Source organism: Achromobacter sp. FW305-C-28 (genome assembly GCF_058783235.1).
The window spans coordinates 115,558-127,526 of record NZ_JBYSYL010000001.1; the positions used below are offsets into that span (position 1 = coordinate 115,558).

General features: G+C 67.9%; 12 protein-coding genes and 1 riboswitch. Of the genes, 5 read left to right on the forward strand and 7 right to left on the reverse strand.

All coding sequences use genetic code 11. The features are described from left to right. The first annotated feature begins 69 nt into the window (after nucleotides 1-69). Both AC3WMR_RS00510 and AC3WMR_RS00515 read left to right on the forward strand, forming a co-directional pair. Nucleotides 70-1,035 (forward strand): threo-3-hydroxy-L-aspartate ammonia-lyase, encoded by a 966-nt coding sequence (locus tag AC3WMR_RS00510; protein ID WP_025136817.1) that lies wholly within the window; start codon nucleotides 70-72, stop codon nucleotides 1,033-1,035. Nucleotides 1,036-1,150: 115 nt separating this feature from the next. Further along, the gene (locus AC3WMR_RS00515) at nucleotides 1,151-2,071 is read left to right on the forward strand and encodes a complex I NDUFA9 subunit family protein (RefSeq protein WP_492262248.1); all 921 of its coding nucleotides are present in this window, start codon (nucleotides 1,151-1,153) and stop codon (nucleotides 2,069-2,071) included. Between the two features lie 27 nt (nucleotides 2,072-2,098). On the opposite strand, the gene ruvA is transcribed toward AC3WMR_RS00515, so the two are convergent. The 6 genes from ruvA to AC3WMR_RS00545 form a co-directional block, all read right to left on the reverse strand. Further along, nucleotides 2,099-2,671 (reverse strand): Holliday junction branch migration protein RuvA, encoded by a 573-nt coding sequence (gene ruvA, locus AC3WMR_RS00520; RefSeq protein WP_025136819.1) that lies wholly within the window; start codon nucleotides 2,669-2,671, stop codon nucleotides 2,099-2,101. Between the two features lie 94 nt (nucleotides 2,672-2,765). Then, nucleotides 2,766-3,314, reverse strand: coding sequence for a crossover junction endodeoxyribonuclease RuvC (ruvC, locus tag AC3WMR_RS00525; protein ID WP_492262249.1), 549 nt, complete (start codon nucleotides 3,312-3,314; stop codon nucleotides 2,766-2,768). Next, nucleotides 3,314-4,903, reverse strand: a complete 1,590-nt coding sequence (gene purH / locus AC3WMR_RS00530) for a bifunctional phosphoribosylaminoimidazolecarboxamide formyltransferase/IMP cyclohydrolase (RefSeq protein WP_492262250.1) — start codon at nucleotides 4,901-4,903, stop codon at nucleotides 3,314-3,316. The genes ruvC and purH overlap by 1 nt, the downstream gene beginning before the upstream one ends. 4 nt (nucleotides 4,904-4,907) lie before the next feature. Next, nucleotides 4,908-5,147, reverse strand: a complete 240-nt coding sequence (locus AC3WMR_RS00535) for a helix-turn-helix domain-containing protein (RefSeq protein WP_492262251.1) — start codon at nucleotides 5,145-5,147, stop codon at nucleotides 4,908-4,910. A gap of 36 nt (nucleotides 5,148-5,183) precedes the next feature. Beyond that, on the reverse strand, nucleotides 5,184-6,206 hold the full coding sequence (dusB, locus tag AC3WMR_RS00540) for a tRNA dihydrouridine synthase DusB (RefSeq protein ID WP_042884647.1): 1,023 nt from the start codon (nucleotides 6,204-6,206) through the stop codon (nucleotides 5,184-5,186). Between the two features lie 82 nt (nucleotides 6,207-6,288). Beyond that, nucleotides 6,289-7,458 carry a UbiH/UbiF/VisC/COQ6 family ubiquinone biosynthesis hydroxylase gene (locus tag AC3WMR_RS00545; protein ID WP_492262252.1) on the reverse strand — a complete coding sequence of 390 codons (1,170 nt, stop codon included), beginning with the start codon at nucleotides 7,456-7,458 and terminating at the stop codon, nucleotides 6,289-6,291. Nucleotides 7,459-7,538: 80 nt separating this feature from the next. Here AC3WMR_RS00545 and AC3WMR_RS00550 point away from each other — a divergent pair, with 80 nt between their 5' ends. Continuing rightward, nucleotides 7,539-8,003, forward strand: a complete 465-nt coding sequence (locus tag AC3WMR_RS00550; RefSeq protein ID WP_025136824.1) for a TM2 domain-containing protein — start codon at nucleotides 7,539-7,541, stop codon at nucleotides 8,001-8,003. A gap of 28 nt (nucleotides 8,004-8,031) precedes the next feature. Here AC3WMR_RS00550 and AC3WMR_RS00555 read toward each other — a convergent pair whose 3' ends face one another. Beyond that, the gene (locus AC3WMR_RS00555) at nucleotides 8,032-9,375 is read right to left on the reverse strand and encodes an aminopeptidase P N-terminal domain-containing protein (protein WP_492262854.1); all 1,344 of its coding nucleotides are present in this window, start codon (nucleotides 9,373-9,375) and stop codon (nucleotides 8,032-8,034) included. A 137-nt stretch (nucleotides 9,376-9,512) separates the two neighbouring features. Further along, a riboswitch (yybP-ykoY riboswitch) is annotated at nucleotides 9,513-9,675 on the forward strand. A 79-nt stretch (nucleotides 9,676-9,754) separates the two neighbouring features. Here AC3WMR_RS00555 and AC3WMR_RS00560 point away from each other — a divergent pair. Beyond that, complete coding sequence (locus AC3WMR_RS00560; RefSeq protein WP_492262253.1) at nucleotides 9,755-10,759, forward strand: sodium:calcium antiporter; 1,005 nt, start codon at nucleotides 9,755-9,757, stop codon at nucleotides 10,757-10,759. 456 nt (nucleotides 10,760-11,215) lie between these two features. Next, nucleotides 11,216-11,548, forward strand: coding sequence for a hypothetical protein (locus AC3WMR_RS00565; protein WP_445658272.1), 333 nt, complete (start codon nucleotides 11,216-11,218; stop codon nucleotides 11,546-11,548). Nucleotides 11,549-11,969 lie beyond the last annotated feature (421 nt).

Consider the following 11,969-nt stretch of genomic DNA (forward strand, 5'->3'; position numbering starts at 1 on the left):
AATGCCGCCGCGGGTTTATGATCCGAGGGTTTCGATTTCGACTCTCTCCGCGATCAAAGGACCGTTTCCATGCTGCCCGAACTGCCCTCTTTCGACGATGTCGTCCGCGCCAGCGAACGCCTGGCCGGCAATGCGCACCGCACCCCCGTGCTCACCTCGACCACGGCCGACGCCATCGCCGGCGCCTCGCTGTTCTTCAAGTGCGAGAATTTTCAGCGCATGGGGGCGTTCAAGTTCCGGGGCGGCTTCAACGCCATCGCGCGCCTGACACCCGAACAGCGCGCCGCTGGCGTGGTCACGTTCTCGTCGGGCAACCACGCGCAGGCGATTGCGCTGGCTTCCAAGCTGCAGGGCGTCAAGGCCACGATCATCATGCCGCTGGACGCCCCCGCGGCCAAGCGCGCCGCCACCGAAGGCTACGGCGGCCATATCGTCACTTATGACCGCTACACCGAAGACCGCGAAGACATCGCCCGCCGCATCCAGGCCGAGACCGGCGCCACGCTGATCCCGCCCTACGACCACGAAGACGTCATCGCCGGCCAGGGCACGGCCGCCAAGGAACTGTTCGAGGAAGTCGGCGAATTGGACTACCTGTTCGTCTGCCTGGGCGGCGGTGGCCTGCTGTCCGGCTCGGCCTTGTCGGCGTTCGCGCTCAGCCCGCGCTGCCTGGTCTACGGCGTCGAGCCCGAAGCCGGCAACGATGGCCAGCAATCGCTGCGCAAAGGTGAGATCGTCCGCATCCCGGCGCCCAAGACGCTGGCCGACGGCGCCGCCACCACCCACCTGGGCCACCTGACCTTCCCCCTCATCCAGAAGTACGTGCGCGATATCGTGACCGTCACGGACGACCAGTTGGTGACCACCATGAAATTCTTCGCCGAGCGCATGAAGATGGTGGTCGAGCCCACGGGCTGCCTGGCGGCCGCGGCGGTGCTGCAGAACGTGGTGCCGGTGCGCGGTGCGCGCGTCGGCGTCATCATCAGCGGCGGCAACGTCGACCTTCCGGCCTACGGCAAGTTGCTGGCGGGCTGAGCCTGCCCGCGGCGCCGGGGCGCCTGATCGCCCCGGCATGGCCGCCTGCGTGCTTGCGGCCAACGCCCGTGCAGGGCAGAATCGGGCTTGAATCCTGAAGAACAGGGGCTGCTCCATGCGTATCCTTGTCATCGGCGGCACCGGCTTCATCGGCCGTCACCTCATCGCCCGGCTGTCCGGCGCGCAGCACCAGATCCTGGTGCCCACCCGCCGCTACGGCCAGGGGCGAGACCTCCAGCTTCTACCGACCGTCACCTTGCTTGACCGCGACATGCACGACGATGCCGCGCTCGACGACCTGACGCGCGGCTGTGACGCGGTGGTGAACCTGGTGGGCATCCTGCACGGCAAATCCGGCCGTCCGTACGGGTCGGATTTCGCCCAGGCGCACGTGCACCTGCCCCAACGCATCGCGCGGGCCTGCCGCCGCCAGGGCGTGCGCCGCCTGTTGCATGTCAGCGCCCTGGGCGCCGATTCCGCCGGCGCCAGCATGTATCAGCGCTCCAAGGGCGACGGCGAGGCCGCCATCCAGAAAGAACTGGCCGACTGGCGCGAGGGCGGCTGGACGATATTCCGCCCGTCCGTGGTGTTCGGACCCGACGACAATTTCACCAATATGTTCGCGCGGCTGGCGCGCTGGCTGCCGGTGCTGCCGCTGGCCGGTGCGCAGGCGCGCATGCAGCCGGTGTACGTGGGCGACGTGGTGTCGGCCATGGTCACCGCGCTGGGCGACACGCACACCTGTGGCAAGGCCTATGAACTGGGCGGCCCCCAGGTCTATACGATGGGCGAGATCGCTCGCCTGTGCGCGGCCTGGGGCGGCCATCCGCGCCCGGTGATCGGGGTGCCGATGGGCGTGGGGCGTTTGCAGGCGATGCTGTTCGAATGCCTGCCCGGCAGGCCGCTGATGTCGCGCGACAACCTGGATTCCCTGCGCCGCGACAATATCTGCCTGGGGCCGATCGCCCCTGAACTGAACGTGGTGCCGACCGGCCTGGAAGCGGTGGCGCCGGGTTACCTGGCGCCCGTGCGTTAGCGGGCCGCGCGGCCCGCTTGACGCCGTTCAGCGCACCAGCGACTTCAAGGCCTGCTTGATACCGTCCGACACGCCCACGCCTTCGGGCAGCGTCTTCAGGGCGGCCAGCGATTCTTTCTCGGAATACCCCAGCGCCAACAGCGCGTTCAGAATGTCGGACTGATTGTCCGGCGTGGCGTGCGAGGCGGCGCCGATGTCCGCGCCCAGCTTGCCGCGCATTTCCAGCAGCAGGCGTTCGGCGGTTTTCTTGCCGATGCCCGGCACGCGGGTCAGGCGGCCCGATTCCTGCAAGGTAATGGCCTGGGCCAAGTCGGCCACCGACAGGCCCGACAGCACCGACAGCGCGGTGCGCGCGCCGATGCCGCTGACCTTGATCAGCTCGCGGAAGGCGCTGCGTTCGCCGGCCGTGGCGAAGCCGTAGAGGATGTGGGCGTCTTCGCGCACCGTCAGGTGCGTGTACAGCGTGACGCGCGCGCCGGTTTCCGGCAGCGAGTACAGCGTGCTCATGGGCACGTCGATGTCATAGCCCAGACCGTTGACGTCCACACAGACGGTGGGCGGCAGTTTTTCGATCAGGGTTCCGGTAATGCGTCCGATCATGGGGCGATGGCCTGGCAGAAGAGGGGCCGCGAAAGCCGCGGCGAATGCCGGGATTCTATACGGGTCCGTACGGCGCGTGGGCGCCGGGGCGGGCTCAGCCGATCAGGCGGCCGTTGCGGATGCGGGTCTTGCCGCTCATGCGCAGGCTGGTCCCCAGGCGTTCGAGCTTGTCTTGCAGCGGTCCCACGTGGGCGTGGCAGATGGCGCAGGCCAGCGCATCGGCCGAGTCGGCGGCGGGGGTGCCGTCCAGCGCCAGCAGGTGCTGCACCATCATCTGCACCTGTTCCTTGGCTGCGCGCCCGGTGCCCACCACCGCCTTCTTGATCTGCAGCGCGGTGTACTCGTGCACCGCCAGCGAGCTGTCGGCCAGCGCGCACAGCGCCGCGCCGCGGGCCTGGCCCAGCAGCAGGGTCGAGGCGGGGTTGGTGTTCAGGAAGACGATTTCCAGCGCGGCCACGTCCGGTTGCGTGTCGCGGGCCACCTGGCGCAGGTTGTCCAGGATGACCTTCAGGCGTTCGGACAGCGTCAGCGCCGGCGGGACCACGATGGTCCCGCTGGCCACATAGCGCAGCCGCGAGCCGTCGGCATCGATCACACCGAAGCCGGTGCGGCGCAGGCCGGGATCGATGCCGAGGACGCGCATCAGTGGCGGAAGTGGCGGGTACCGGTCAGCACCATGGCGATGCCGTGCTCGTCGGCCGCGGCGATGACTTCATCGTCGCGCATGCTGCCGCCGGGCTGGATCACGCAGGTCGCGCCTGCCGCCACCACCACGTCCAGGCCGTCGCGGAACGGGAAGAACGCGTCCGACGCCACGGCCGAGCCCTTCAGGGTCAGGCCGGCGTTTTCCGCCTTGATCGAGGCGATGCGGGCCGAGTCGATGCGGCTCATCTGGCCGGCGCCCACGCCCAGGGTCATGCCGCCGCCCACGAACACGATGGCGTTGGACTTGACGTACTTGGCGACCTTCCAGGCGAATGCCAGGTCGTTCATTTCCTGTTCGGTCGGCTGGCGCTTGGACACCACCTTCAGCGCTTCGCGCGGCACGTTGTAGGCGTCCGGGCTTTGCACCAGCCAGCCGCCGCCGACGCGCTTGACGTCGAAGGCGTTCTGGCCCGTGCCCATCGGCACTTCCAGCACGCGCACATTCTTCTTGGCGGCCAGGATGGCCAGCGCGGCGCCGTCATAGGCCGGCGCCAGCAGCACTTCCAGGAACTGCGCGCTGACGGCTTCGGCCGTGGCGGCGTCCACCGGACGGTTGAAGGCGATGATGCCGCCGAAGGCCGACGTCGGGTCGGTCTTGAAGGCCTGCTGGTACGCGCCCAGCGTGTTGGCCGCCACGGCCACGCCGCAGGGGTTGGCGTGCTTGACGATGACGCAGGCGGGCGCTTCGAAGCTGCGCGCGCATTCCCAGGCGGCATCGGCGTCGGCGATGTTGTTGTACGAGAGTTCCTTGCCTTGCAGCTGGCGGTAGTTGCCCAGGAGCCCGGCCGAACGCTGCGCGTCAACGTAGAACGCGGCGGTCTGGTGGGGGTTCTCGCCATAGCGCAGCGCCTGTTCCTGCTTGACCTGCAGGGTCAGCGTGCCCGGCCATTCCTGGCGGGCAGGCACGGCGTCCTGCGCGGGCTCGGCTTCGGTCAGGCTGGTCAGGTAGGCGGCGATGGCGCCGTCATAGGCCGCGGTGTGGGCGTAGACCTTGGCGGCCAGCGCCAGGCGCAGGCCGTACGAGGTGGCGCCGCCGTTGTCCATTTCGGACAGCACGCGCGAATAGTCCACCGGGTCGATCACAACCGTCACCCCACCGGCTTCGGTGCCGTGGTTCTTGGCGGCGGCGCGCAGCATTGCCGGGCCGCCGATGTCGATGTTCTCGACCGCGTCGGCAAACGTGCAGTCCGGCTTGGCCACCGTTTCGCGGAACGGATACAGATTCACCACCAGCATGTCGATGCGATCGATGCCCGCCGCCTTGATGGTGTCCATGTGCTCGGCGCTGTCGCGGCGAGCCAAGAGGCCGCCGTGAATCTTCGGGTGCAGCGTCTTGACGCGGCCGTCCAGGATCTCGGGCGAGCCGGTGTGGGCGGCCACTTCGGTGACGGTCAGGCCGGACTCGGCCAGCAGCTTGGCGGTGCCGCCGGTCGACAGCAGGCGCACGCCACGCGCGGCCAGCGCGCGGGCAAATTCAACGATGCCGGTCTTGTCGGACACCGAAAGCAGGGCGGTTTCGATTTTCATGATGCTAAACGTGGATGTTGTGAGCCAAGAGCTTCTTGCGCAGGGTGTTGCGCGTGATGCCCAGCATTTCGGATGCCCGCGACTGGTTGCCGCCCGACCGTTCCAACGCCACTTCAAGCACCGGGCGCTCCACGCAGCGCATCACCATGTCCCACATATCGTGGGGCTCGGATTCACCCAAGTCTTCGAAATAGCGCTCCAGGCTGGCGCGCACGCATTCTTCCAGGACATCTTTCTTGCTCATTTGAGTACAGATATTTTTATGTTGGTGTTGAGGCGGTTATGCCGCCAGCAGGGCTTTCGCGACAGGCGCCGGGTTGTTGCCGTCGCGAGAAATAGTGAGGAACCAGTCCGACACCGCCCGCCACTGGTCGCGGGTGTTGTCGATGAGGTTCATGCGGTCGCGGAACGAGTCCGCATCCGGCAGGCCGTCCAGATACCATCCTATGTGCTTGCGCGCCGTGCGTACGCCGGTGTGTTCGCCATAGAAGCGGTAGTGGTCGTCGAGATGTTCGAGCAGCAATTCGCGCATTTCCCCATAGCTGGGAGGGGCCAGTGTTTCGCCCGTGCGCAGGTAGTGGTCGACTTCGCGGAAGATCCAGGGACGGCCTTGGGCCGCCCGGCCGATCATGACCGCGTCGGCGCCAGTGTAATCCAGGACGCGCCTGGCTTTTTCCGGCGAGTCGATGTCGCCGTTGGCGATCAACGGAATCTTCAGCTCGGCGCGGACGGCGCGGATAGTGTCATATTCCGCCTCTCCCGTATAGAGGTCGGCGCGCGTTCGTCCGTGCAGTGTCAGGGCGGCGATGCCGGCGTTTTCGGCCATGCGGGCCACGCGCAGGGCATTGCGGCTGTCGCGATCCCAGCCGGTGCGGGTCTTCAGGGTGACCGGCACGCCCAGCGGGGCGCAGGCCTCGACCACGGCGTCCAGGATGCGGGCGATCAGGTCTTCGTGGCGCAGCAGGGCCGAGCCCGACGCCACGTTGCAGACCTTTTTCACCGGGCAACCCATGTTGATGTCGATGATGCGCGCGCCCTTGTTGGCGTTGAACGCCGCCGCCTCGGCCATCATGGCCGGATCGGCGCCGGCGATCTGCACCGACACCGGGGCGATTTCGCCGTCGTGGTTCAGGCGGCGCGAGGTCTTGACGCTATCCCACAGCTTGGGGTTGCTGGCGGCCATTTCCGACACGGCATAACCCGCCCCCAATTTCTTGCAGAGCTGTCGGAAAGGACGGTCCGTCACGCCCGCCATGGGCGCGACAAGAACGTTGTTGGGAAGGGTCCACGGGCCTATGCGCATGGTCACATTTTAACCGGCTCGATCGAACCCTCTTTTCCGTCCTGCAACAGTTTGGTAACAAGTGGACGAAAAACAGGGGCGATCAGGCGCGGAAACCCGTCAGCAGGTGCTGCGCCAGCGGCGCCCGCAGCGGCGCGGCCAGGTCCAGGCCCAGCAAGGCCAGGCCACAGGCGTGCTCGACCGGCGCCAGGCCGGTGGCGAAGATGCGCGGCATCAGGTCGGTCAGGCCGGCGGTCACGATGCGGTCGAATTGGCGTGCGCGGCCGAAATCGGCCAGCGCGGCGGTGGGGCTGGCGTTGGGCTGGGCCAGCCAGCCGCCCAGGGCCTGGGCCAGTCTGGCGGCATCGCGCAGGCCCAGGTTCAGGCCCTGGCCGGCCACCGGATGCAGCGTCTGCGCCGCGTTGCCGATGGCCGCCACCCGGCCTTGCACCAGCGCGCGGCGGGCGCTGAGCGCCAGCGGGAAGACATGGCGCGGCGCTTGGCACGACAGCCGGCCCAGGCGGTCGCCGAAGGCTGTGGACAGCGCCTGCGAAAAGGCGGCGTTGTCCAGCGCGGCCAGTTCGGCGGCGCGCTCGGGCGCGCTGCACCAGACCACGGAATAGGCGTCGGGCAGTTGCGGGTGCGGCAGCAGCGCCAGCGGGCCTTCGGCGGTAAAGCGTTCCCAGGCCCAGCCGCGGCGCGGCAGGGCGGCGTGGACGGTGGTCAGCAGGGCGTGCTGGCCGTAGTCGCGCCGCAGGTCGCTGGCGCCGGCGCCGTCGGATTGCACGGCGATGCGGCAACTGAGTGCGGTGTCGCCCTGGCTGATGCGTACCCCGTCGCCGTCCTGGCCGTCGATCTGGGCGGGGGGGCCGGCCAGCAGCGTCACGCCGCTGGCGGCCACGCGCGCTTCCAGCTTGGCGTGCAGCGCCGCATACGCGACCACGCAGCCCAGCTGGGGCACATCGAAATCGGTGTGCTGGATGACGCTGCGGCCCAGTCTGCCGCGCTGCGACACATGGATATTGAGGATGTCCGCCGCCTTCGCGGGCCAGGCGTCCAGGGATTCCAGCAGCACCCGGCTGCCGTGGTTCATGGCCAGCACGCGGGGATCGGCCACCGGGATGGCGGCGGCAGGCGTGACGGGCGCCGGCGACGCACCGGCCAGCAGCGCGATGCGGGCCGGGTCCGGCGCCACGCGCGCCAGCATCAGCGCCAGCACGCGGCCCACGGGGCCGGCGCCAAGAATCGCAATATCGAAGGCGGAGATAGTCATGCCCGGATTTTACCCGTCCACTACAATCCGGGGCAGCCGGCGCGGCTTGGCGCCAGGGACCTTTCTACCGGTTGAACGACATGACGCAGCTCGAGGCTTCTTCTTCGCTTTCCGCCGCCATCGCCCGCCGTCCGCGCGGCAAGGTCGCCGTCGGCCTCTTGGCCTGCCTGTTCGGCTGGCTGGGGGCGCACTGGTGGTACCTGGGCCGCCGCCACGCCTGGCTGGTGACGGCCGTGGCGCTGGTCAGCCTGTTCTGTGCGTTCCGCTACTACCCGGTCTGGTGGGACAACCCCGCCTTCTTCGTGCTGTTCATTCCCATGATCGACGGTTTCATCGAAAGCGCGGTGTTTTCGCTGATGCCCGACGAGAAATTCGACCGTCTCTACAACCCGGGCCTGCCGCCGTCCAGCAAGACGGGCTGGGGCCCGGTGCTGGTGGCCATCCTGGCCTGCCTGGTCGGGGCGACGGTGTCCATGTTCGCCATCGCCATGGTGGTGGTGTACGTCTGGGTGGCCATGGGCTGGCTGGATGGCCTGACGCTCTGACGCTCTTTCGCCGCCACCTCGGCCGGCGCTATTCGCGCATCAGCGCCTCGATCTCGCTGGCCTGCACCGGCACGCCGCGCGTGATCAATTCGCAGCCTTCGTCCGTCACCAGCGCATCGTCCTCGGTGCGGATGCCGATATTCCAGTAGGCCTCGGGCACGTCGTCGGCCGGGCGCACATAGATGCCCGGCTCGATCGTCAGCATCATGCCGGCCTGCAGCGTGCGCCACGGGCGGTCGGCGCCATGGCCCGAGCCCGGCTGGCGGTAGTCGCCCACGTCGTGCACGTCCAGGCCCAGCCAGTGACCGGTGCGGTGCATGTAGAAGCGGCTGTAGTCGCCGGACTCGATCACGCCATCCAGCGAGCCCTTCAGCAGTTTCAGGTCCAGCATGCCCTGCGCCAGCACGCGTACCGCGGCGTCGTGGCCGTCGTTCCAGCCGCGTCCGGGCGCCGTCGCCTGCGCCGCGGCTTCTTGTGCCGCCACCGTCAGGTCGTACAGCGCGCGCTGCGGCCCGCTGTAGCGGCCATTCACGGGAAAGGTGCGGGTAATGTCGCTGGCGTAGCTGTCGACCTCGCAGCCGGCGTCGATCAGCACCAGGTCGCCATCGCGCAGGACGGCTTCGCCAGCAGGGTAGTGCAGCACGCAGGCATTGGCGCCCGCGGCCACGATGCTGTTGTAGGCCACCGCCTGCGCGCCATGGCGGCGGAATTCATACAGCAGTTCCGCTTCCAGTTCGTATTCGCGCATCCCTGTTCGCGCCACGCGCATGGCGCGGGCGTGGGCGCCGGCCGAAATCTTGGCCGCGCGGCGCATCGCGGCGATTTCCGAGGGGTCCTTGATCAGCCGCATCTCGGCCAGGATGGGGCGGATGTCCTGTTGCCGCTGCGGTGGCACGTGGCCGCCGCGGCTGGCCTCGCGCGCGGCGGCCAGCCAGCGGTGCAGGCGGCCGTCGGTGCGCTTGTCGCCGGCCAGCGGCGCGTACAGCGTCGGCTGGTCCAGCAGCAGCTTGGGCATCAGTTCGTCCAGGGCGTCCAGCGGCTGGGCGTCGTCGAACCCGAAATGCTCGGCCGCCGCCTCGGGGCCGAACCGGTGGCCTTCCCAGATTTCATGTTCGATGTGGCGCGGCCGGCAGAACAGCACGGCGCGGTCGGTGGCGCCGGCCACCAGCACCAGCCAGGCGCCGGGTTCGGTGAAGCCGGTCAGGTAGAAAAAGTCGCTGTCGTGGCGATACGGGTATTCGGCGTCGCGGTTGCGAATGGCTTCGGGCGCGGTGGCCAGGATGGCGATGCCGCCCCCGTCCGCGCGCATCCGCTCCATCAGGCGTTGGCGCCGGGCGGCGAAGGGGGCGATGTCGTCGGGAGGCAGGCTCATGGGTAACGGGGCGCGCAGGGCGCCGGCGGGAAGCTGGAATGCCATTTACTTTACTCGCCGTGCCGCCGATGCGACAGTGCGGCCGCAGTCTCGCCAGCAGCGGGCGGATTCACTGGACTGTCATGCGGGCGCTGCTACAATCGCGGCTCTGTCATTGGGGAGTAGCCATCCTTTGTCCCCAAAGGAGTTAGCGTCAACAGACTTGGTGGTTCGGTACCGCGTAGCGGTTGCCAGAACTCCATGGCGCTAACGGTCTTCGTGTCGCGGCCCGCCCGCACACGAATCAGCCAGGCGAGACCTTTGGCCGCGTAGCGTTCACCCTAGCCGGGCGAGCCGTTGCGTCGCGCCAATTGGTTTCCGCTCGTCCGGCTGCGTCTATATGTTGCTCACCCTTTTCCTGTTTTTCCTGTCCGCGGCAGTGATCTATTTCGCCTGCGAATTCTTCGTCAATGGCGTCGAATGGGTCGGACATCGCTTCCATCTGGGCGCCACCGCCACCGGCACCGTGCTGGCAGCCTTTGGCACCGCCTTGCCCGAAAGCGCCGTGACCTTCATGGCCGTGGTCTTCGGCGAGACCCCCGAACAGAAAGACATCGGCGTCGGCGCCGCCATGGGCGGCCCGCTGGTGCTGGCGACCCTGGCCTACGCCGTCGTCGGCTTCGCCCTGTGGCGCGCCCGCCGCGGCCAACCTGCGCAAGCCAACTGTATCAACGCGGACCAGCGCCGGCTGGCCCGCGACCAGGCCTGGTTCATGGGCATCTTCGTCTTCAAGGTCGGGTTGGGCCTGTTGGCCTTTGCCTGGAAGCCCTGGCTGGGCATCCTGTTCCTGGCCACCTACGGCCTGTACATCAAGCGCGAACTGAGCAACGACGAGGAATGCATCGATAGCGAAGACCTGGAGCCGCTCAAGCTGCGCCCGCGCGATGAGAATCCGTCGATGTTCTGGGCGGCCACCCAGACTATCCTGGCGTTGGTCGTGATCGCCGGCGCCTCGCACGTGTTCGTCAACCAGATCGAATTGCTGGGCGTGGCCATGGGCGCGTCGCCGCACGTGGCGGCATTGCTGCTGGCCCCGGTGGCTACCGAGCTGCCCGAAATCATGAACGCGTTGATCTGGGTGCGCCAGGGCAAGGAACGCCTGGCGCTGGCCAATATTTCCGGGGCCATGATGATCCAGGCCACCATTCCCAGCGCGCTGGGAATCTTCATGACGCCCTGGCTGCTCGATGGCCCGCTGTTGGCGGCCGGCCTGTTCACCATGCTGTCCATCAGTCTCTTGTGGCTGCGGTTCCGCCGGTCGGTCATGAGCGTGCCGGCGCTGTCCGCGGTGGGCGGTTTCTACGCCTTGTTCGCGGCCTACCTGGGCTGGCATTTCTACGTCTGAGGCAGGGCCTTGATGCAGGGCAGGGATGCAGGCCGCAAGCGGTCTGCGTCCTTTTACACACAAAGCGGGCCTTTTCTGTCCCCAAACCTTGTCCATCAGTGGAAACCCGCGTAAAATTCCGCTGTTATCCATCTCAGGAGCAGTCTTCGTGAATACCGATTCCGGCGAAAGTAGTCGATCTTGCATCGACGTCGCTGTTTAACAGGTCCACGCAGAACTCCGTCTGCCGCAGCCTGTTGAACAGGTTGCGGTTGTATCCCAAGCCCCAGGCAGCATCCGGGGCGGCAGCGCAAGCCCACGGCTTGCCGGGATTCTCCCCCAACATCATCCGCCAGAACCGCCGCTAGTCGCAGCGCCAGCGTTCGTGCACGTCCTTTTCGTGCCCGCCCGCCCAGCGCCGTGCGTGTGTGCGCGCGTATCCGCGATACCGCTCCCCATTTTGCAATGGAGGTCGTTATGCGTTTCTTCGACTTGTTCCTGCGCCGCGCAGGCGTAGACCGTGCCACCGCCCTGGGCCGCCGCCGCGGCACCTCGCGCCTGACGGTCATCTGTCCGCGCGACGAGCTGGGCGCCCTGCGCAAGCAGATCTGCCTGGACTTCAGCGCCGCCGGACTCGACGTTTCGCAGGTGCAGATCGACCAGGGCACCGACCCCGCCATGGCGTCGGCCTGCATTACCGTCAATTGCCCGCCCGAACTGCGCGGCGAACTCATGTCGCAAGCCCGTCGGCTGAGCGCCAACCCCGCCGTGCGCCACGTGCATTTCGGCGCCCAACCGCTGGCGGCCTGAATCCGCCCCTATCCCCCCAGGAGAGACCATGCCCAGTGCCATAGACCCCGAGCCTCGATTGCGCCACGTGCGTGGCGCCCGCTTGCCTGTCTGACCTGTCCTCTCCTTGCGAGCCGACTGGCCGGATAGTCTCCCGGTCCGTACGGAATCCGCAGCCCTGAACCCCCGGCCAGGCCCGCCCCGCGCGCGCCCGTTCCGCCGGCCCCGGTTCTTCCGCTAGTTTCCCGTTCCGCTTCACGCACTCCCGGCGCGCCCATCGACGCGATCCGGACACCGGCAACATCGCCCCGGTGCCTGCGCACGCCTGTACGTGGCGGATTCGGCCTGTCTTGCACAGGTCGTGGCCCCGTGCTGCCTGCGATCGGGCCCGGCTGCCTGTCGTCCGTGTCTCCCAGAACAACACCAAGAACCCGAGCACTCC

Bases quoted from the DNA above. Each gene is read 5' to 3' on its own strand.
- AC3WMR_RS00545 (WP_492262252.1), bottom strand. From the start codon at position 7,458: ATGACTATCTCCGCCTTCGATATTGCGATTCTTGGCGCCGGCCCCGTG.
- AC3WMR_RS00550 (WP_025136824.1), top strand. From the start codon at position 7,539: ATGACGCAGCTCGAGGCTTCTTCTTCGCTTTCCGCCGCCATCGCCCGC.
- AC3WMR_RS00535 (WP_492262251.1), bottom strand. From the start codon at position 5,147: ATGAGCAAGAAAGATGTCCTGGAAGAATGCGTGCGCGCCAGCCTGGAG.
- ruvA (WP_025136819.1), bottom strand. From the start codon at position 2,671: ATGATCGGACGCATTACCGGAACCCTGATCGAAAAACTGCCGCCCACC.
- purH (WP_492262250.1), bottom strand. From the start codon at position 4,903: ATGAAAATCGAAACCGCCCTGCTTTCGGTGTCCGACAAGACCGGCATC.
- AC3WMR_RS00565 (WP_445658272.1), top strand. From the start codon at position 11,216: ATGCGTTTCTTCGACTTGTTCCTGCGCCGCGCAGGCGTAGACCGTGCC.
- AC3WMR_RS00555 (WP_492262854.1), bottom strand. From the start codon at position 9,375: ATGAGCCTGCCTCCCGACGACATCGCCCCCTTCGCCGCCCGGCGCCAA.
- AC3WMR_RS00560 (WP_492262253.1), top strand. From the start codon at position 9,755: ATGTTGCTCACCCTTTTCCTGTTTTTCCTGTCCGCGGCAGTGATCTAT.
- AC3WMR_RS00510 (WP_025136817.1), top strand. From the start codon at position 70: ATGCTGCCCGAACTGCCCTCTTTCGACGATGTCGTCCGCGCCAGCGAA.
- AC3WMR_RS00515 (WP_492262248.1), top strand. From the start codon at position 1,151: ATGCGTATCCTTGTCATCGGCGGCACCGGCTTCATCGGCCGTCACCTC.
- dusB (WP_042884647.1), bottom strand. From the start codon at position 6,206: ATGCGCATAGGCCCGTGGACCCTTCCCAACAACGTTCTTGTCGCGCCC.
- ruvC (WP_492262249.1), bottom strand. From the start codon at position 3,314: ATGCGCGTCCTCGGCATCGATCCCGGCCTGCGCCGCACCGGCTTCGGT.